The sequence below is a fragment of the Streptomyces sp. NBC_00569 genome (assembly GCF_036345255.1).
In the GTDB taxonomy this organism is placed as follows: Bacteria; Actinomycetota; Actinomycetes; order Streptomycetales; family Streptomycetaceae; genus Streptomyces.
On sequence record NZ_CP107783.1, the window covers coordinates 2,117,342 to 2,136,039 of the forward strand.

The 18,698-nt window shown below is 67.3% G+C and carries 19 protein-coding genes and 1 pseudogene; 11 read left to right on the forward strand and 9 right to left on the reverse strand.

From position 1 onward, the window contains the following. Nucleotides 1–206: 206 nt before the first annotated feature. From OHO83_RS09775 to OHO83_RS09785, 3 genes and pseudogenes are all read right to left on the reverse strand, one after another. Nucleotides 207–728, reverse strand: coding sequence for a hypothetical protein (locus OHO83_RS09775; protein WP_330279227.1), 522 nt, complete (start codon nucleotides 726–728; stop codon nucleotides 207–209). A 13-nt stretch (nucleotides 729–741) separates the two neighbouring features. Further along, nucleotides 742–960 (reverse strand): hypothetical protein, encoded by a 219-nt coding sequence (locus tag OHO83_RS09780; protein WP_330279228.1) that lies wholly within the window; start codon nucleotides 958–960, stop codon nucleotides 742–744. Between the two features lie 209 nt (nucleotides 961–1,169). Next, a pseudogene (locus OHO83_RS09785) lies at nucleotides 1,170–1,497 on the reverse strand (tyrosine-type recombinase/integrase); the annotation flags it as partial. Between the two features lie 1,239 nt (nucleotides 1,498–2,736). Between OHO83_RS09785 and OHO83_RS09790 the strand changes: the two are divergent. Continuing rightward, nucleotides 2,737–3,678 (forward strand): DPP IV N-terminal domain-containing protein, encoded by a 942-nt coding sequence (locus OHO83_RS09790; protein WP_330279229.1) that lies wholly within the window; start codon nucleotides 2,737–2,739, stop codon nucleotides 3,676–3,678. A gap of 434 nt (nucleotides 3,679–4,112) precedes the next feature. Here OHO83_RS09790 and OHO83_RS09795 read toward each other — a convergent pair whose 3' ends face one another. Beyond that, on the reverse strand, nucleotides 4,113–4,709 hold the full coding sequence (locus tag OHO83_RS09795) for a TetR/AcrR family transcriptional regulator (RefSeq protein WP_266675992.1): 597 nt from the start codon (nucleotides 4,707–4,709) through the stop codon (nucleotides 4,113–4,115). A 195-nt stretch (nucleotides 4,710–4,904) separates the two neighbouring features. Between OHO83_RS09795 and OHO83_RS09800 the strand changes: the two genes are divergently transcribed. Further along, nucleotides 4,905–5,513 (forward strand): ATP-binding protein, encoded by a 609-nt coding sequence (locus tag OHO83_RS09800; protein WP_266675991.1) that lies wholly within the window; start codon nucleotides 4,905–4,907, stop codon nucleotides 5,511–5,513. Nucleotides 5,514–6,173: 660 nt separating this feature from the next. Here the strand turns inward: OHO83_RS09800 and OHO83_RS09805 are convergent. After that, entirely contained in the window at nucleotides 6,174–7,598 is a 1,425-nt protein-coding gene (locus tag OHO83_RS09805; RefSeq protein ID WP_330279230.1) for a purine-cytosine permease family protein, read from the reverse strand. 1 nt (nucleotide 7,599) lies between these two features. Beyond that, nucleotides 7,600–8,760, reverse strand: a complete 1,161-nt coding sequence (locus OHO83_RS09810) for a serine hydrolase domain-containing protein (protein WP_266675988.1) — start codon at nucleotides 8,758–8,760, stop codon at nucleotides 7,600–7,602. 83 nt (nucleotides 8,761–8,843) lie between these two features. On the opposite strand from OHO83_RS09810, the gene OHO83_RS09815 reads away from it, so the two are divergent. Then, entirely contained in the window at nucleotides 8,844–9,740 is an 897-nt protein-coding gene (locus tag OHO83_RS09815) for a LysR family transcriptional regulator (RefSeq protein WP_330279231.1), read from the forward strand. A gap of 166 nt (nucleotides 9,741–9,906) precedes the next feature. Here OHO83_RS09815 and OHO83_RS09820 read toward each other — a convergent pair whose 3' ends face one another. After that, a complete protein-coding gene (locus OHO83_RS09820) occupies nucleotides 9,907–10,143 on the reverse strand; it encodes a DUF6879 family protein (RefSeq protein ID WP_323186974.1) in 237 nt (78 codons plus the stop codon). 275 nt (nucleotides 10,144–10,418) lie between these two features. On the opposite strand from OHO83_RS09820, the gene OHO83_RS09825 reads away from it, so the two are divergent. The 5 genes from OHO83_RS09825 (at nucleotide 10,419) to OHO83_RS09845 (ending at nucleotide 14,818) form a co-directional block, all read left to right on the forward strand. Then, on the forward strand, nucleotides 10,419–10,589 hold the full coding sequence (locus OHO83_RS09825; protein ID WP_266676849.1) for a DUF6192 family protein: 171 nt from the start codon (nucleotides 10,419–10,421) through the stop codon (nucleotides 10,587–10,589). Nucleotides 10,590–10,728: 139 nt separating this feature from the next. Then, nucleotides 10,729–11,412, forward strand: a complete 684-nt coding sequence (locus tag OHO83_RS09830) for a DUF4232 domain-containing protein (RefSeq protein WP_266675984.1) — start codon at nucleotides 10,729–10,731, stop codon at nucleotides 11,410–11,412. A 1,005-nt stretch (nucleotides 11,413–12,417) separates the two neighbouring features. Beyond that, nucleotides 12,418–13,734, forward strand: coding sequence for an IS607 family element RNA-guided endonuclease TnpB (tnpB, locus tag OHO83_RS09835; protein WP_266676847.1), 1,317 nt, complete (start codon nucleotides 12,418–12,420; stop codon nucleotides 13,732–13,734). A gap of 304 nt (nucleotides 13,735–14,038) precedes the next feature. Beyond that, on the forward strand, nucleotides 14,039–14,419 hold the full coding sequence (locus tag OHO83_RS09840; protein ID WP_266675982.1) for a helix-turn-helix domain-containing protein: 381 nt from the start codon (nucleotides 14,039–14,041) through the stop codon (nucleotides 14,417–14,419). A 138-nt stretch (nucleotides 14,420–14,557) separates the two neighbouring features. After that, nucleotides 14,558–14,818 (forward strand): hypothetical protein, encoded by a 261-nt coding sequence (locus OHO83_RS09845; protein WP_266675980.1) that lies wholly within the window; start codon nucleotides 14,558–14,560, stop codon nucleotides 14,816–14,818. Nucleotides 14,819–14,924: 106 nt separating this feature from the next. Here the strand turns inward: OHO83_RS09845 and OHO83_RS09850 are convergent, their stop codons facing one another. Continuing rightward, nucleotides 14,925–15,260, reverse strand: coding sequence for a hypothetical protein (locus OHO83_RS09850; RefSeq protein WP_266675978.1), 336 nt, complete (start codon nucleotides 15,258–15,260; stop codon nucleotides 14,925–14,927). A 397-nt stretch (nucleotides 15,261–15,657) separates the two neighbouring features. Beyond that, nucleotides 15,658–15,918, reverse strand: coding sequence for a hypothetical protein (locus tag OHO83_RS09855; RefSeq protein WP_266675976.1), 261 nt, complete (start codon nucleotides 15,916–15,918; stop codon nucleotides 15,658–15,660). Between the two features lie 338 nt (nucleotides 15,919–16,256). On the opposite strand from OHO83_RS09855, the gene OHO83_RS09860 reads away from it, so the two are divergent. From OHO83_RS09860 to OHO83_RS09870, 3 genes are all read left to right on the forward strand, one after another. Beyond that, the gene (locus OHO83_RS09860) at nucleotides 16,257–16,472 is read left to right on the forward strand and encodes a hypothetical protein (RefSeq protein ID WP_266675974.1); all 216 of its coding nucleotides are present in this window, start codon (nucleotides 16,257–16,259) and stop codon (nucleotides 16,470–16,472) included. A 30-nt stretch (nucleotides 16,473–16,502) separates the two neighbouring features. Beyond that, nucleotides 16,503–16,715, forward strand: coding sequence for a hypothetical protein (locus OHO83_RS09865; RefSeq protein WP_266675972.1), 213 nt, complete (start codon nucleotides 16,503–16,505; stop codon nucleotides 16,713–16,715). A gap of 153 nt (nucleotides 16,716–16,868) precedes the next feature. Next, nucleotides 16,869–18,650: a hypothetical protein gene (locus OHO83_RS09870; protein WP_406337552.1), complete on the forward strand. Its 1,782-nt coding sequence runs from the start codon at nucleotides 16,869–16,871 to the stop codon at nucleotides 18,648–18,650. The last annotated feature ends 48 nt before the right edge of the window (nucleotides 18,651–18,698 follow it).

Sequence of the window (18,698 nt, forward strand, 5' to 3'; positions counted from 1 at the left end):
GCACTGCACCCGCGGCCGCCGCGGCTTCCTGACCGTCGTCGTGCGGCTCTCGCAGCTGCTGGCGACCGCGATGGGCTCGCCGCGTTGCGTCCCACCCGCCGTCGACGTATACGCGGCGGCAGGGGCTTCTGCCGATGGAAGTGCCTTCCGGATCAGGCCTGTTCGGGCCTGATCCGGAAGGCATCTCGCAGCGGCCCCCACGGTTCTCAGCAGGCGTCGTCCGCCTGCGCCCGGAACTCCGAGCGGCTCATGGCCTTTCCGTCGGCCCACCACTGCCCGGGCGACAAGCCCTCGACGTCCGCGCGCGTGAACCAGGCGACGCCCTTGTAGCGCACGGTGTCGTTCGGCCCGACGACGAACCACACCGAGTAGTCCCGGTCCGGTGCCAGCTTCGTGGCAGAAACTGCCTTGCCCTGCCAGCCCTTCGGGAGCCCGAAGAGACTGAACTCCTGCTCGCCGGTGGCCGCAGCAGGCGGCTGAGCCGACCAGTAGTCCAGGGCCGCGGGGTCCACCTTGTCGCCCTTCTTGTCGTTCTTGACGAGCCCGACCTCCTGGATGGGGTCGTCGTCCGAGCAGGGCCGCAGCAACGCCCGTATGTTTCCGTCCTGGCCCCTGCCTATGGCTACGAGCGGGCGCTCGGGCGGACTGCAGCCGGCCGCGAACAGCGCGAGGGCCACGGTCGCACCAGTCCAAGACAGAGTGCGCGCCGTCTTGTTGTTGCTGGTCACGGTGGCCCTCACCTCACTTCTGGATCAATCCGCTGGCCGGTACTGGCTTCCTCCTGTAGCCGTCCCGGTACAGGTTGGCACCCTTCTCGAAGTTGTTCTCCAGAGCCGGGGTCTCGGTCTTCATCTGAGACTTGGCCGAGTGGATTCCGTAACCGATCACGAACTGGTCCGTGTGCACATCAGAAGCTCGCGTGCCACAGCCGTGCCACATCGCGCGGTCAAGGACGCTCAACGACGGTCCGTCACAGTCGAGATGCGCCGTTCACCGAGGCTGCCGCTGCAGCCGAGGTGGCCTGAAATCCTTCGCTACGGACCACGGTCGCCCTCCTGAAGCGGGTGTCGCAGGTTCGAATCCTGCCTGAGGCACCAGGCAAAAGGCCCTACCGATCTCGGTGGGTGGCCTTTGACATCAACTTCTGACATCGACGCGGGTGGTCGCTGACGACCGCGACGCTTCCTGAGCAGTCGGTCCATGTGGCTCATGGCTTCGCCCTGGGTGTCCTGGACGACGTGCGTGTACACGTCCCTGGTGACGCTGATCTGGCTGTGCCCGAGGATCTTCAACCCGACGCGGGGCGCGACTCCGCGACTCCGGCAGCCTGAGAAGGGTCGCGATGCCGTGCCGGGCGTCATGGAGCCGGATGACACGGATGCCGGCGGACTCGGCGACGCGGGTGAACGAGCGGTACACGTTGCGCGGCTCCACCGGACCGCCGGTGCGAGTGGTGAAGACGTAGTCCGGCCCGGAAGCCAAGGCCTCCCCCGCCTTGGCTCAAGCACCCGGCTGCGCCGACGCCCACCCACTGTGGATAGACCGGAGGTCATGCGTCGGGCACCCGACGTATCTGGCCCACGGTCACAGACGATGCCTCCGGCGTGGGATCGGCCGGCACCAGGATGGAGGGGGCGCCGTTCCCCGCCGCGGGCACATCGTGGCGAGCGTTCGAGCTCCCATCCCGTCCACCGTCGACCAGGCAGAGCCGAGCGGGCGTGGGTCGACGGCGGATGGGATGGGAGCTGGGGTGAGTGGTGGGTGAGGTTGTGTCAAAAGCTGGCCTGGACCTATTGGCCGAGAGGCAACGCGCTGTTTTACTTCGCTCATGTTTTCGGCGATCTGCGCTGGCCTTGGCGCGCTACTCGGGACTGTGCTCGTCCGCAGGCGAGCGAAGCAGGCCATGGCTCGGGCGAATGCTGGGCAGGCAGTGCACTTCCGGATCGGGGCCAAGCGGCCGGACGTGGGTCACCGATGGCACTTGGGCCGAGTGCAAGCTAGTGCTGAAGAGTTCCGATGGGAGCCTCGCTGGCCGTGGACGCGGCTGCGTGAACTCCCGGCAGACCTGCAGTGTGTCCGCACACGTGAAATGACCTTCCGCGAGATGCTGTGGCTCCCAGACAGCGCCTTGGTGATCGAGTGCGAATCGTCTGATGGACCCGTGTGGCTATGGGTCATGCCCGTGCAGGTGAAGCACGTTATAGGGATGATCCGGCGTGGCTGGTGACTGTGCCACTCGTGTGGGTCCGGACCCAAGCGCTGGTGATCGAGTGTGCATCGTCTGCTGGGCCTGTACGGCTATGGGTCCGCCCAAGGCGGGCGGTGCACGTTGTGGCGCTGATCCGGCGCGCAAGTAGCCCGAACTCGTCGACCGGTACAAGCAAAAGCGCTGACCAGGTCCGGGGTGCGCCAAACCTCTTAGCGATTAGCTGGCTACAACTGCGCGAAGTCTTCTGACACCCACGGCTGACATCAACGGCGCCGGACGGTGGTGCACACCAACTTCCCTGCCAGGTCGTTGTGGCAGTCGACGGCCCAGCAGGAGCGAGCCCGGATCGAACCCCTAAAGCGGGTGTCGCAGGTTCGGATCCCGCCGGGGCCACCAGCCAAAAGGCCACCTACCGATCCCGGTAGGTGGTCAGTCAGCGCCAAGGGCCGCCCCTGTGACACTTCTTGATCCGGTTGCGCTCTTGCACCGGGGGCCGGAAACTCCGGTTGCCCTGTAGGAGGGCTCAAGTGCTTTTCAAACACGTCGTGCTGGCCGTCGGGGTCGTCGTCGCTGCTGGTCTGCCGACAGCAGGGACCGCCGCGGCGGAGCAGGGGACGGCGGCCGGCCGGATCACCGCCACCGGCTATTCCTCCGGCTCTCCCGCTCTGGTCTCACTCGACCCCGTGAGCGGCGACGTCATCCGGACCTTCGCGCAGAACGCCGAGGACGGCGTCCTCTCCCCGAAGGGCTCCACCGTGGCGTACATCCAGCGCGACGACACCTGCGTTCCCCAGACCGAAGGCTGTATGTACGCCCGGAACCTGGTGGTCGCCGATGTCGATGGCAGTGACCAGCACGTCCTGGTCCGGGGTATCGCGCCCGAAACCAATGAGGCCCCGTACGTGGGGCACCCCGACTGGTCCCCTGACAGCAAGCGGATTGTCTTCGACAGCCCACGCGGTATGGAGTGGATCAAGAGCGACGGCACGGGACAAGAGGTGCTCACGACAACCGGCGGCGCAGGCACCTTCTCGCCTGACGGCCAGAGCATCGCCTTCGTGAGGACCACCACGTACGAGACGGCCGAGGGCTGGGAGACCGGCAGAGACGTCTGGGTCATGGACATCGCCACCCGGCAGGTGCACCAGATCAGCACCACTCACAACGCGCGGTCCACGCCCGTCGACTGGTCCCCCGATGGGCAGCGCATCGTCTACGCCACCGAAAGCGGCCTGAACGCCGTCAACGTGGCGACCGGCGCCGTGACTGAGCTGCAGGGCAGCTGGGCGACCCCCCTCAGCAGCATCCAGGGCCCCGTTTTCTCGCCCGATGGCACCCGAATCACGTTCTCCGCCATGGACGACGGCGACTACAGCCACAGCACCTACGTCGTCGATGCCGCCGACGGAAAGAACCTCCAGGTCCTGACGGACCAGGCTGTGGCCCCCACCGACTGGCTGAGCAGGTAGCAGGAAACGCCGACTGCGGGCCCGGGTGGTGCCCGCGGTCGGGCGTCCCGTGATTGGCGGGCCCAGGGGGTGCATTGTGGCGCGGCGGAGCCCGGCTGCGATGCAGCAGTGAAGTACAGCAACCCCAGAAGCTGATCGCGTCCGGTAGCGACGTCCTACACCCGTAGCGCGACCGGTACGACCGCCAGCGACCTGTTCACACAGAACTACGGATCAGAAGGTCGCGTGCCACACCCATGCCACGTCTCGTGCGGTCAGTCATGGTCGGCGACGGCTCGCCGCAGTCGAGACGCGCCGTTCACCTGGGCTGCCGCTACAGCCGGAGTGACCTGGGCACCCTCGCCACTGACCACCTCCGCCCTTACTAAGCAATCAACCTGCACTGCTCCTGGAATTCCGGCTTGACGTGCCCCCGGCCGGGTTGGAGGCCGTTGTCAGTCTGTTTGCCAGCCGGGTTCCAGGCGGTCCAGGAGGGTGCGGAAGGCTGCGTCTGCCCGATGCCAGTCGCCATCGGCCAGGGGTGCGATGAGCAGGCCGAAGGACGCGTCGACGAGGAGGGTGGCCTCCGTTCGCGCGCGTGCTTCGGGCATGCCCATGTCGCGGAAAGCGGAGCTGAGCAGGCCCGTCCACTCGGTGATCAGGTCGCGCATGAGGGATCCGTACCGGTCGGGATGAAGCAGGCTGGCGGCCATGATCTCCAGGTAGAGAGGGAGGGCGGCGCGCAGGTCGGGGGCGCTGAAGCGCTGCCAGACCTCTTCCAAGAAGCGGCGCATCCACGCTGGGTCCTTGGGAGAGCCGGTGGTGTCGGGCAGATTCCGGACGCGCAGAAGTGGCCGCCGCTCGTCCAGGGCAATTGCCTCGGCGACCATGCCTTCCTTGCTGCCGAAGTAGTACAGGAGCATGCGGTCGCTGGTGCCCAGGGCCCGGGCCAGCGGGCGGAGGGACAGGTCGGCCAGGCCGTTGCGGATCAGGTATTCGCGGACCCGGTCCAGTAGGGCGCGTCGTTTGGCCGGGTCGGGCGGGCGCGGCATAAAGGCTCCCAGTGGTGGTTACGCGGATACCGTGGCGGTCGCGCGAGGTGGACCGGGTTCTGCATCACGTTGACTGAATGTCCGATTCATTCATTTTCGTCCAGGTATTTACTGAAGCGACCGCTACGTGTATATTTTAAGTGTAGCGACCGCTACGCGAACGTGTCGGCCAACGACTCGGAAGGAATGATTTCCATGGCCCCCCAGGCCATCGGCTGCACCGCGACCTCTCACAGGGGAGACCTCGCCCGGCGTTCCCGGCGCCGCCTGGGAGACCTGTTCCGGAAGACCGTCTCGGACCGTAGTCGGCGGGAGGAGGGGTCCTCCAAGGCCGCCCCCATTTCGTGGATCGCCCGGCAGCAGGCCATGTGGTCCCGCAGCCTGGAACCTCTGCGACCGCTCGACGCACCCCGCGGCCGCCCCACCGTCTGGCACGCCTCCTGGCCTCTGAGCCGGGATCTGACTTCGGTCGCCAGGGCCAGGCGACTGGTGATCGCCCAGCTGGGCGATTGGGATCTGGAGGAACCGGCCGACACCGCCGAGCTCCTGGTGAGTGAAGTGGTGACCAACGCCCTGCGTCACACGCGCGGCCCGTTGCGGCTCAACCTGCAGGTGCTCGGGTCTCGTCTGCGGTGCGAGGTCGAGGACACCGCCGCGGGCGGCCCCCTGCGCCGCTTCGTCGACGTTGACTCGGAGGGTGGGCGCGGGATCGAACTACTCGATCTGCTCACCGAGGCCTGGGGCACCACCGATACAGCCACCGGCAAGACCATATGGTTCGAGCTGCCCTCAGGGTCGTCGTAAGGGCTGACGGGATCCCGGACACCCTGGCGCCGGCCGAGCTATCGGCGACGCCGCACGAGATGGAACTGCTCGCCCCCGGTGATTTCACCGGGGCGAGGCCATCGGGCATGCTCAGCGCGACCTCTCCAGGTATGGATTCAGCTGTGCGGAGTGGAGCTGTCTGCCGAGTGGCCCCTGGGCCGTGAACGCTCAAGCCCGATCGATGACGACCGACAGTGACAGCGAGCTACGGGGCGGACGCAGGAGCCGCAGATCAGAGGGATGCGACCAGGTTTCGGTCGAGCGCCGGCCGTCAGACAGGATGGGCTGACCGCGGCGACGATCACGTTCAACGGCGCGGCTGCCTGGCCGCCGCGGAAGATCCCTGACAGTGCCCTTCAGTGAGGCCCCGGCTGTAGAGCCGGGGCCTCACTGTCTCGTCTGCGTGCGCTGACCAGTGGCCTGGTGAGCAGGGCAGCGGTGTGCTGTCAGGCCCTCCTCGCTGTCGCCCGAGCAGTCGTGAGATCTCTGCCGACGAACGCGCCGAAGAAGCACACCGGACTGGCGCCAACGCGTTCCTGGTCGGCGACTGGCCGCAGCTGAGCGCGGTGGGGTCCGGTGGGGACGTCGTCTGACCTCCCGGCGAGCATTCCAGTCGCGGCTTGCGCAGACCTTGGACGCTCAGTCGAGCGCAAGCGGCGCGTCCGGGCCGGGTGCCGATGCTCTCGCGCCGACGGGTTGTGCGACCTGTCGGGCTCGCCGCACACAGGCCAGGTACAGGACCGTCGCCACCAGCAGGCCGACGATCCAGGAGATGTCGGCGCCGCCCAGGTGTTCGACCAGTGGCCCGGTGTAGAAACTGCTGCTGATGAAGGGGATCTGCGCCGCAACGGCGACCAGGTAGACAAGGACGGCCGGCCAGTTCACCAAGCCGTACTCGCCCCGGGGCCGGAAGAGCTCGCCGACGTCGTAGTGGCCGCGGCGTACGACGTAGTAGTCGGTGAGATTGATGGCGGTCCACGGCACCAGCAGGTACAGCAGGAACAACGTGATGCTCTCGACGGTGCTCAGGATGTGGCCGCTCGCCATCAGCGTGGCGGTGATCGTGAGCGCCGCGCTCACCACGATGAAGACGGCGCGCACCAGCGGCGTCGCCGAGCCGTGGCCCTTGGCCGAGACCGCACTGATCGCGGTCAAGTACATGCCGTAGTAGCCGTACACGCCGGCAGGGACGATGCCGATGACGATGGCGAGCAGGATCACCGAGCTCAGCGCCGGGATCTGCCGGCTGAGCATGCCGACGGCGTCGTTGCCGACCGCCTCGGCGCTGATCGTGGCGGCGAACGCGCCGAGGATCATCACCCACGAGGAGCCGAGTGCCGAGCCGGCGTAGGTCCACAGGAACGTGGTCCGCGACGGGGTGTCCTCGGGGAGGTAGCGCGAGTAGTCCGAGACGTACGGCGCCCAGGTCAGCTGCCACGAGACGAAGATCGATATGACGAGCAGGACGGTGCCGAACGACGGAGCCGGGCCGCTCGGCAGGTGCTCCGGCAAGTGACCGGCCAACGCGATCGTGAGGGCGAGGAAGAGCAGCCCGGAAACCACGCTGACCACTCGGGTCGACAGGTGGATGACCTTGTACCCGACGATCGCGATGACCGCCGGGACCGCGCCCTGGATGATCACCGACCAGGTGAACGAGATGTGGGCCCAGTTCGCGAAGGCCTGCCCGGTGATGACACCACCCTCGATGCCGAATCCCATGTACATGCACAGGACGATGACAACCGGCAGCAGTGTGCCGAGGAATCCGAACTGCGCACGGCTCTGAATCATCTGCGGCACGCCCAGGCGGGGACCCTGGATCGAGTGGTACGCCATGAACACGGCACCGACGAGGTTGCCGATCAAGATGGTGGCGACAGCCCAGAGAAGGTCGAGTCCGAGGGTGACCGCCAGGACACCGGTGACGAACCCGGTGATCTGCACGTTGCTGGAGAACCACACCGTGAACAGGTGCCACGGCTTGCCGTGTCTCTCCTCGGGCGGCACGTAGTCGATCGAGTGCTGCTCGATCGACTCGCCGTGTGATCGGTTACGGCCCATCTCATGCCTCCTGCGGGGTCAGGGCGGCCGCACGGGCGATGGCACCCAGCGCGTCCAGGTGAGCGGGGGAATCGGCCACCGGCTGATCGGTGGCGGAGAACTTCGCGATGACGACGTCGGTCTGCGGGTCGAGCCAGAGGTACTGGCCGAAGATGCCGACCCCGTAGAAGGACCCGTGGTCGTCGCCCGGGATCCACCACTGGTTCTTGTAGGTGCCGCCCGCCGCCGCGTCGGACTCGGCCGTGGTCGCGAAGCGCCCTCCGCGGCGCGTCCGCGCGATCCAGTCAGACGGCACCACCTCTGCGCCCTGGCGCCACCCGTCGTCGAGAATCAAGCGCCCGAATCGCGCGAGATCGCGTAGGCGCATCCCCATCCCGGCACACGCATAGGGCGTTCCATGGTCGTCGACCGTGACGAAGGCGTCGTCCTCGGCGCCGATCCACGACCAGAGATGTCGCCGCATCAGCTCGCCGTAGTCCGCGCCGCCCGCGCGTTCGAGCACCCACGCGAGGACGTCGGTGGTCCCCGAGCAGTACTGGAAGCCGGCGCCGTGCCGGCCGGCGCCGCGCAACTGGGCCAGGAACGGCCGGGTGCCGACCACGTCCTCGGACTGCCGCGGCCGCCACCCGGCAGCGCGGTCGCCCGCGTGAACCTCGGCCGTGGGCTCCAGGTACGACATGTCGTAGCGCGGCGCCGCGGTCATGTCGAGCAGCTGTCCCACAGTGGCGCCGGCATAGGAACCCGCCGCCAGCTCCGGGACGTACGTCGGGACGGTCGCCTCGAGGTCAAGGAGGCCGGCGGCGGCCAGCACCCCGGCCAGCATGCCGGCGAACGACTTCGAGATGGACATCACGATGTGGCGAGACGCGGAGGTGAACCCACCGAAGTAGCGCTCTGCGAGGATCCTGTCGCCGCGCAGCACGAGGATGCCGTCGGTGTGCGTGCGAGCGAGGAACTCCTCTGCGCTGTTCGGCCGCCCTTCGGGGCCCGGCACCGTCAGAAGGTCCCAGTCCAAGGGCTCACTCGCGGGCACCAGCATGCGTACCGGTGCCTCACCGCGAGCAATGGTCGTGCAGGGGACCACGTCCTCGACCCGGTGCAGACCGAGTCGGTGATGAGGCGGGGTGAGCCAGTTGCCGAGCGAGACGTCACAGGAAGTCATGCAGGAGATGGTGATCCCGGCCACCAACTCCTGTCCAAGACCTAACCACTACCCATCATCATGCCGATTCGGCATGATGAAGCATGGAGCTACGCCACCTTCGGTGCTTTGTGACGGTCGCCCAACTCGGCACCGTCACGGCCGCCGCCGGCCAACTGCACATCGCTCAGCCCGCGGTGTCCCGCCAGATCCAGCGCCTGGAGCGCGACCTCGGCGTCACGCTCTTCCGTCGCAACGGCCATCGGCTATCCCTCACCGACGCGGGCCGCCACACGCTCGACGTGGCGCACGACCTGCTCACCCGGGCCGACCGGCTGACGACGGTCGCAGGGCAGATGGCCGACGGACAACTGACCCGGATCTCCTGCGTGGCCGCCCCCACCACGCTGGACTACGTCCTCGCTCCGTTCGTCGCCACCCTCGACGACGACGACCCGTTCATCGACGTCGTCTCCGTCCTCGGCGACGAGGTGCACGAGGCGGTCGTCGCCGGACACGACTTCGGCATCGCCGCGAACATGCCCCCCGCGGGCCGCCTTGCCTGGCAACACCTCACCCGCGTGCCACTGCACGCCTACGTCAACCCGGGCCACCCGTGGGCCCACGACACCGGCATCACGCTGGACGAATTGATGAAGCAGCCTCTCCTCCTTCCGGGCCCGACGGACCCGACGCGCACCGTTCTCGACGCAGCCGTCATCGCGGCCCGACTCCGGTATCAACGCCACGCCGAGGTCCCATGGGAGCAGATGCGCCACGCCCTGGCGGCAGGGCGGCGTGGCGTCGCGATCGGGACCGAGTTGCCGCGGTTCGGCACCCGCCCCGTGCTCGTCCTCGACACCGATGGCGCTCCCGTCCAACTCCCCATCCACGCCTGCTGGAGCCACGACCACTACGCAGCCGCAGCGCTCGAGCAGTTGGCCACGCGACTCGGCACCTTTGCCGAACAGGTCGTCCGCCCCGAGGCCGAAGCGATCTGAGGCGCAGAGCATCGGCGTAGTCGCTTGACGCTCGGTTCATGACGATCTGTCAGCTCGGCGGGATTCCGGAGACGGGCCCGCCACAGCTTCTGTCGGCTGTGGGGCTCGTACAGGCATCGCTGCAGGTGAACAGTGGAGTTCATGGTTGGCAGTGGTGGCCGGGACGCTACCCCGATGATCGTGTCGCTGCTGTACCACGCTGCTCGCACGCGCGACGAATGAGGGCCGTCCAGCCTCCCCAGTACGGCGAGTGCGGGTCGATGTCCCGTAACCCCGTCTCGCGCCAGTTGGCGAAGTCTTCCGCCTCGCTGGTCACGCCGTAAGCGTCACGCATCTCCAGATGCGCCGCGGACTGTTGGGCTCCGTCAAGGAGTTCATCGAACATCGGTGACTTCGAGGGCATCGCGCGCCCCCAATCTCGCGCCCATCGGCCCCATGATTCCCGCTGTCCTCATGCGAGCGGCACGCCAAGACCGTCACGCCGGTGGCCGTGATGCGAAATCTCGGACACATCAGGCTCGCCGAGTCCGACGCATAGCCCCCCGTCGCCGGTGCGCCGGGGCACGCACCAGCGACGGGACAGGACAGCCGTTCGATGGCCAGCAGTAGGGGGCGGCCGCCTTGCAGAGCAAGACGCCTCCGCCGTGATCCATCCGACGGAGGCGCCTTACGTTTCCCCTGCTCACCGGCAAGTGTTTTACACCTGCCGTCACTCGGCTTGGATATCTCGCGCAGGTGGACGAGGTCGCGGCCGAGGTGTCCGGTGATCTGATGCGGCGACCGGCCGTGGCGAGGGAGTTCACCCCGGAGCACAAGGCCAGGGCGATCGAGGTCAGGTCAGGCAGGTGACCGTACGGCGACGCCATGGCCTGCCGTGAGGCCAATACGCCTGTGACAGAACGAAGACGTCGCGGAGGACTGCCTGTGACTCGGTGCGAGATACAAATACTTCCGACCACATGCACCGCGCTACACCTGGGGGAACACCATGAAGTACACCCGCATCGCTACTTTCGCCGCCATCGGCGTCGCCGCCACCCTCTCGCTCACCGCCTGTGGCGGCGACGACTCCGGGAAGGCCTCGTCCTCCAAGGGCTCTTCGTCCTCGTCTTCTTCGTCCTCGAACGGTGGCTCGAAGTCGGAGGGCGGCTCGGGCTCCGACGGCTCGGGCTCTGGCGGCTCGCAGGCCAGCAACGCGAAGGCGGGCTCCGGTGAGAACACCAAGGAAAAGGCCTCCGCAAACGGCGCGACGAAGACCGGCAGCAAGGTCACATTCTGCAAGACCCAGGACCTGGCCATCGACGCTGCGGACGCAGCGCCGGACAAGGTCTCCGGCAGGATCAACATCACCATGATCAACCGGGGTTCGACCACCTGCTCGGCGACGGGCTTCGCGGGCGTAGACATCAAGGACGCCGACCACACCTCGAGCCCCATCGAACGCGGCCAGGCCCAGCCGCGTGTCACCATCCTGAAGCCGGGCGACGCCGCTGTCTTCGACCTCGCCTACGACATCGACAACACCGGCAACAGCCTCGCGACCCCGACCGACATCCTGGTGACGCCCCCGAACGAGACCCACACCGTGAGCCTGAAGTGGCCGGCGGGCGCGGGAGCGATCAAGGGCGCCTACACCGACGTTCAGGTCTACCCCACGCACACGACCAAGTAAGGGCAGCGCCAGCGGCCAGCGCCGGCCCTGGTGGCCAACCTCCCTATCCCGCAAGATCTTGGCCATCCAGAGCGCAGCTGGCCCATGTCAGCGCGCTCGTCGGCGAAGTCCATGTTCATGGGGCTTCCCTCCCTTGATTGATGGACACGCTGATACTGGTTCTGCTTGATCCAGATAAAGCAGACCCGATGGGGGCCCGGCCGCGCTTCCACAGGCGCGGACCGGGACTCCGTGGCCGCCCCGGGCCCGAGCTGGGACAGCGCCGCGGTCGGGGGTCGACCTGTTCCGGGCTCGCGGGCAGCGCGTGATCTGCGGGCTGGACACCGGCAACGGCGCCAACCTAAGTTGCACCGCCCGGAGTTGAAGGTGCTGGCGGCTTGGCGACTGCGGGCGAGGGCGGCGTCTCGGCGGGAGTCTGCCGATCGCGTACAACAGCGGCTGTCGCCCCTTTCTGCCAACGCGCCAGAAAGCGGTCCAGCCGGACCGTGCTCGCGCACAAGCTCCAGCATGTTCGCCGCGACCGGGACGCAGCCGTTGTAGGAGTGGAAGCCGCACGCGATACCACTGGCCCTACCAGCGGTGGCGAGTGAGACTGGCGACCCTTGTCGTCGAACTCTTGGCGGGGCGCTTGCCGACCTAGTGGATCTCCTCCGGCTCGTGCCCCGCGTGAGACACCGCCCGGCAGCATGGCAATCACCACACCAGAACCACATCGATACCGGCGGTGTACTGGCCGGTCGAGCCTGGCGGCCCGGTCGTGCAATCCGGGGGTCTCGGGGCGTGGATGCAGGCTCAGCGATGGAGGTGGGACAACGCGGCCCGGTTCTCGGGCGGGCCGGCCTATCGGTGGCTGACCGGGGCGGATGCGGCGGCGCTGCAGGAGGGAGTTCCAAGAGCGGGGCAAAAGGGGTCGCCAGCGGTTGTGGCTTTCGTCAGTCGCCCTCAGCGATTCGGGTATTTCGGCTTGCTGTCAGTGGTGGCTTGTAGGTTGATCGGGTGATCGTGATGCAGGCGTACCGCTTTGCGCTCGACCCGACTCCGCGTCAGGTCGGTGTGTTGCTGCGTCATGTCGGTGCTGCCCGGGTCGCGTTCAACTGGGGGCTTGCGGTGGTGAGGGCGAACCTGGGGCAGCGTGAGGCGGAGCGCTCTTACGGGGTTTCCGAGGGTGAGCTGACGCCGGCGTTGTCGTGGTCGATGTACTCGCTGCGCAAAGCCTGGAATCAGGCGAAGGGTGAGGTGGCGCCGTGGTGGGCCAAGTGCTCGAAGGAGGCTTATGCCACCGGTCTGGATCGCCTCGCCACCAGCCTGAAGAACTGGAGCGACTCCACGTCGGGGAAGCGCAAGGGCCCGCGTGTGGGCTTCCCGCGTTTCAAGTCCAAGCGGAAGTCCACCTTGTCGGTGCGGTTCACCACCGGCACGATCCGTCTGGAGGGGCGGACGCATGTGGTGCTGCCGGTCCTGGGCAGGATCAAGACGCACGAGTCGACGCGCAAGCTTGCCCGCCGTCTCGAGGCGGGGACGGCGCGGATCATGTCCGCGACGGTCCGCTGCGAGGCCGGGCGTTGGTTCGTGTCGTTCACGGTGGAGGTTGAACGGGAGGCGCGCACGCCTGCCCGGCCGGATGCGGTGATCGGTGTGGACCTGGGGGTGAAGACCCTCGCGGTGTTCTCCGACGGGCGCCCCGCAGCCCAGAACCCCAAACACTTCCACACCGCCCGCCAAAAGTTGCGGCGTCTGTCGCGGACGGTGTCCCGCCGTCAGGGCCCCGACCGGCGCACCGGCCGGCGGCCGTCGAACCGGTGGCGCCGCGCGGATGCCCAGCGCAACAAGGTCCACCACCAGGTCACCGCGCTGCGCCGGGACCAGATCCACAAGCTGACCACCGGCCTGGCCCGCGAGTACGGGACGATCGTGGTCGAAGACCTGAACGTTGCGGGCATGGTCAAAAACCGCCGGCTCGCCCGCGCTGTCGCTGATGCCGGGTTCGGTGAGATCCGCCGCCAGCTCGCATACAAGACCGTGTGGAACGGCGGCCACCTTGAGGTCGCGGACCGCTGGTTCCCCTCCTCGAAGACGTGTAGTTCCTGCGGCACGGTGAAAACCAAGCTGCCGCTGCGGGTACGCACGTACGTCTGCGAGACGTGCGGACTCGTCCTGGACCGGGACGAGAACGCCGCACTCAACCTCGCCGCGCTCGTGAAGCGGCACGTCGCCGGGAGTGGCCCGGAGACACGAAACGGACGTGGAGCCGACCGTAAGACACCGCCTCGCGGTGCAGGTGGCAGAGAAACGTCTACCTTGCACGGGACCTCATCCCGGTAAGACAAGGACTTTCGTCCAGCAATGGGCGAATCACTGAGATGCACCGTGTCTCAGTGCAACGGCTGTTGTGGGGGCGCCGGATGCGAGGCGGCCGGCGGCGAAGCGAGGGCGCGGGGCGTCACGAGCAGGCCGAGAAGCGAGGGCGTCGGGCGTGACGGAGCTGGCCGTGAAGCGTTGAACCCAGCAGTTGTGGTGCCGCCGGACAGTGTCCAATGATATTGGACGCAAGTCCTCCGTAGCACCTGGTGGCAAGCCGTTCAAGAGTGTTTGCTCAACCGCCTTGCTAGCAGGGAGAATCGATCTCGTGGCCAACGCACTGCAGGTATTGGTGAAGAGTCGGCTGGAGCAGCAGGGCTGGTCCTACGGTGATGTGGCCCGGCGTGGCGGCATTCCGCGTTCGACCGTCCATCATCTGGCGACCGTCGCGAATGTGGCCCGTATGCCGCAGCAGGCCACTCTCGAAGGCCTGGCCCGGGGGCTGGACGTGCCCCTGGACGCGGTACGTAGAGCCGCTGCTGAAGCCTGCGGTATTCACCTGTACTTCGAGGATCCTGCCGACACCGCTTCCGACCCGGAGATCTCCACGCTCATCGCCAGTGTCCAGCGGCTGTCCGACGCGGACCGTCGCCACGTCACCGCACTCGTCGAGTCTCTCCTGGGCGGCACGCCCGGCGGCCCCGGCTAGGGGCTTCTCTCCGCACTGGCGTGCATTGCGTGGCGAAGCGTCAGATCGCCGTAAAAATCGTTCCATTGAGGCTATCCTCTCGTCGCACGGGCCGCGTTGGACCGCCCGAAACCTCCGGGGAGAGAGAGGGGGGTCTACGTGCTTGTCGTCCATGGAGCGTCCGCAACCGCCGTCGTACGGGGCAGGACGGGGGAACCGGTGGTCCTGCTCTCCGGCGAGCTCCCCGAGGCCCTCACCCCCGCAGCCCGCGACGAGTTGCTGAACCTGGCCGCCGCGGTGCTCGACGCCGAGGAGCTGCGCCTGTTCCGCAGCTGCCTGTCGGCACTGCACTGCGGCGAGAAACTCGACGAACGCCGTATCGAGGTCAGCGGCGCCGTCCTGACCGTCTATCGGAGTTGATCCCGGACATGGCCGTGGGGCTCCCGGGAGTTGCTCCCGGGAGCCCCGCATCGGGTGCGCCCCATATCGGTTGCGCCCCACATGGGTGCCGCCCGATCAGACCGGATCAGAAGTTGCGGTAGCAGTCCCTGTAGTCGTTGTAGTCGTTGTAGGTGCGGTAGTTGACGTGGCGGTAGCCCCTCCAGTCGTTGCGGTAGCCCCTCCAGTCGTTGCGGTAGCCGCAGTTGTCGTCCCACCGGCTCCAGTGGTGCCCGCGGTGGTGCCGGTTGTACCGGGAGTCCGCGCACCAGCCGTTGTTGTGGAGGGCCGGCTTGTGCAGGAGCCGGTGGGCTTGGGCCGGGGCGGCGGTCGCGGTGGAGGCCATGGCCGTGCCGGTCAGGGGGATGGCGACTGCTGCGACGGTCAGGGCGGCCGTCGCGGTGGCGCGTGCCAGTTTTCTCACCGTGTTTCTCCTTGTTTCGATGAATTGCCGGATGGCGTGCCAGACATTACTCGGCAGCGACCCTGAGCTCATTCATCCAACCGGCTATGGGCGACTTACCGGACCACAATCGGCGTGGGGTTCCACGGCGCTCAAAACATGCCCTGAGCTTGGGTTATCGGGTATTTCCGGACCTCGCTCCTGCGGCGGCCGGAAACACTCTTCAGGGTGAAGCAACTCCGGTATGTCGTAGTCGCGTTGCGGGTCACCAAGGAATATCAAAAAGGCTTCCGGATCGCCCCGGGTAATGCGTTGAAGAATTCCGTGTCGTTTTCATGAGCGGGGAGTTCTGTCCTGCGGAAACGGGAATCTGCCGCGACGTATTTGCCCCGCGTTGTGCGCAGTCGTTTCGACGCGGTCAGCTTCGGTAGACGGTCAGGACGGCGCCGCTGACCTCGATACGGCGTTCGTCGAGTTTCTCGCCGCAGTGCAGTGCCGACAGGCAGCTGCGGAACAGGCGCAGCTCCTCGGCGTCGAGCACCGCGGCGGCCAGGTTCAGCAACTCGTCGCGGGCTGCGGGGGTGAGGGCCTCGGGGAGCTCGCCGGAGAGCAGGACCACCGGTTCCCCCGTCCTGCCCCGTACGACGGCGGTCGCGGACACTCCTTGGACGACAAGCACGTGCACCCCTCTCGCGGAGGTTTCAGGTGGTTCACCCGTCTTGAGGGTCGAGAGGATAGCCATCGCAGACCCCCTCAACATGGGCCTTTCGGACCTGAGTTGAGCCAATCGGGTGAGAGTGCGACGCGTGTCGGTCGGAGTTCGTCTCCGGGCATTCGCGCTCCCACCTGCCGTTTCCCTTGATGGGCGATGTGTCCGGTGAGGGGCGATGTGCGTGAAGTGGTTGTCCGAGGTTCTTGAACGCTCTACTGTCCAATCTCGTCAGACAGAACGTCCGGCATGGATGGACATCCGGGATCGGATGTGACCGCCCATGCCCATTCAGTAAAGGAACCACCATGCTCGGCATGCACGAGATGGACGCGGAATCCGCAGACCTGCTGCCCGGCCGCGAGGCCCTGGGCCGGCTGAAGTTCAACTTCGTCAAGACCACCAACGTGACGAAGCACGTCGCCTACGTCCAGGCCCAGAACAACTCGTTCGCCCTGAACGCCTGCTCCCCCGAGGCCATCGCCCAGTCCGCGGGCAACCAGACCATCAACATCGCCCAGTAACCGACCCTTCATACCGAAAGAGGTTTCACCATGAACAACGAACAGCTCAACGAGGAATCCGCGGAACTGCTGCCCGGCCGCGAGGCCCTGGGCCGGCTGAAGTTCAACTTCGTCAAGACCACCAACGTGACGCGGCACGTCGCCTACGTCGACGCCCACAACAACTCGCTGGCGGCGAACCTCAACTCCCCCGAGGCCATCGCCGCCTCCGAGGCCAACCAGACCATCAACATCCACCAGTAACGGCACCCGGCATGTGCGGACCGTGTTTCGTGGCGACGCGGTCCGCACCAGGGGAGGGAGGGCAGGACGACGATGGCTGACGGTCAGGGGGCCCATAACCCCGCTCCCATGGGGACGGCGGTCCGGGACACAGGCAAAACGTTTCCCGGGTACGTGAACGAGGAAGCCCTCTTCCCCGTCCCGCGACTCGGCGCAGGCCTTCAACGCCTGGGTGAGTACCAGGGAACCGGTTTCACGGAACGCAAGTATCTCGTCCGCCGCAAGGACGGACAGGTCGTCCAACTCTCCCGGCTGCTCTACCTCGTCGTCGAAGCCATCGACGGCGTACGCGACACCGAGGGCATCTCCCACCGGGTCAGCGGCCGCTACGGGCGCGAGATCAGCGCGGACAACATCAACTACCTCGTGCAGCAAAAGCTCGAACCACTCGGCCTCACCGTCCCGTTCGGGCAGGCGGACCAACAGGTCGTCGCCAACCCCCGGTCCGACCTCCTCCTGGTCCTCAAGGGCCACCGAGTGATCTTCCGCGAACGGCAGGTCGCCCGCATCGCCAAGACACTGGCCTGGCTGCACCGTCCCCCGGTGGTGGCCCTGGTGCTGGCGGCGCTCACCGTGCTGGACATCTGGCTGTTCGGCTACCACGGCGCCATACAGCCGGTGCTCCAGGTGCTGGAGCAACCCGTCCTGATGCTGGCCGTCTTCGGGCTGATCGTAGCCTCGCTCATGTTCCACGAGTTCGGTCACGCCTCGGCCTGCCGGTACGGGGGCGCGCGACCCGGAAGCATCGGGTTCGGCCTCTTCCTGATCTGGCCCTCCATGTACACCGACGTCACCGACGTCTACCGCATCAACCGGGCCGGCCGCATCCGCACCGACCTGGGCGGCGTCTACTTCAACGTCGTCTTCGTGCTGGGGCTGGCCGGCGCCTACCTTCTCACCGGCCAGCCCCTCTTCCTCGGCGCGGTCTACCTGGTGCACTTCGAGATCCTCGAACAGCTGATGCCGGCGGTCCGTCTGGACGGCTACTACATCCTCGGTGACCTCGCAGGAATCCCCGACCTCTATGGCAAGATCAAACCCATCCTCCTGAGCATGCTGCCTGGCCGGCCGCTCCCCCCGGAGGTGGCCGGCCTCAAACGCTCCGCACGGGTCATCGTGACCTGCTGGGTGCTGACCATGGTGCCGCTGATCATCGCCGAACTCGGCTACGTCCTGTGGAACCTCCCGCGCCTGCTCACCACCGGGCTGCGATCAGTGGCCGAGCAGGCGACCGGAACCTGGTACGCCTTCGCCGACGGGCAGATCGCGGCCGGACTCGTCGGCGTCGTCGGAGAGTTCATGATCCTGTGCCCCCTGGCCGGCGCCGGGTATCTCACCGTGCGCCTGAGCGGGCGGCTCGTCCGGGCAACCCTGCGCGCCACCGAGGGAAACCTCCGGCTGCGCCTGGTCATCTGCACCGGCGTACTGGCCACGGCCGGCGCGCTCAGCGCGGCATGGATGGGCGGGATGACACCCAAGCCGCTGCCGCCGCAGCCGCCCATCATCCCCATCCTCCAGCCCGGCGTGCCAACGCTGCGCGCGGCGGAAACGCCGTCGGCCTCGGACGAGACGCCGCAGGACGACGCCCGCCCGGGCGCCGTCCCCACCAGCCCGTCACCGGACGCGAGCCTGCTCTCGCCGACGCCCGATGCCAGTCCGTCCGACGAGGCCGACACCGCGAGCGGTTCCCCCTCCGCCGAGGACGAGACCAAGACGGCCTCCCCGACACCCAAGAAGGCGACGCCGAGCCCGACCCCGACCCGCAGGCAGAGTCCGCCGCCGCCCGGTCCCAGTTCCTCGGCCGGTACGCCGAGCACCTCGCCGTCGGCCCCGCTCTCGACCAGCCCCTCCGCGCCGCTGCCCACCGAGAGCTTCCCCGACCCCTTCCCCTGGTGAATCCCCCAGGCCCCCGGCCCCGCGATGAACAGCCGTGAACCCCGGTGA

Coding starts and splice junctions, on each gene's coding strand:
- OHO83_RS09820 (WP_323186974.1), bottom strand. CDS start 10,143: ATGCCCTCGAAGTCACCGATGTTCGATGAACTCCTTGACGGAGCCCAA.
- OHO83_RS09810 (WP_266675988.1), bottom strand. CDS start 8,760: ATGACTTCCTGTGACGTCTCGCTCGGCAACTGGCTCACCCCGCCTCAT.
- OHO83_RS09805 (WP_330279230.1), bottom strand. CDS start 7,598: ATGGGCCGTAACCGATCACACGGCGAGTCGATCGAGCAGCACTCGATC.
- tnpB (WP_266676847.1), top strand. CDS start 12,418: ATGCAGGCGTACCGCTTTGCGCTCGACCCGACTCCGCGTCAGGTCGGT.
- OHO83_RS09800 (WP_266675991.1), top strand. CDS start 4,905: ATGGCCCCCCAGGCCATCGGCTGCACCGCGACCTCTCACAGGGGAGAC.
- OHO83_RS09815 (WP_330279231.1), top strand. CDS start 8,844: ATGGAGCTACGCCACCTTCGGTGCTTTGTGACGGTCGCCCAACTCGGC.
- OHO83_RS09795 (WP_266675992.1), bottom strand. CDS start 4,709: ATGCCGCGCCCGCCCGACCCGGCCAAACGACGCGCCCTACTGGACCGG.
- OHO83_RS09865 (WP_266675972.1), top strand. CDS start 16,503: ATGAACAACGAACAGCTCAACGAGGAATCCGCGGAACTGCTGCCCGGC.
- OHO83_RS09830 (WP_266675984.1), top strand. CDS start 10,729: ATGAAGTACACCCGCATCGCTACTTTCGCCGCCATCGGCGTCGCCGCC.
- OHO83_RS09860 (WP_266675974.1), top strand. CDS start 16,257: ATGCTCGGCATGCACGAGATGGACGCGGAATCCGCAGACCTGCTGCCC.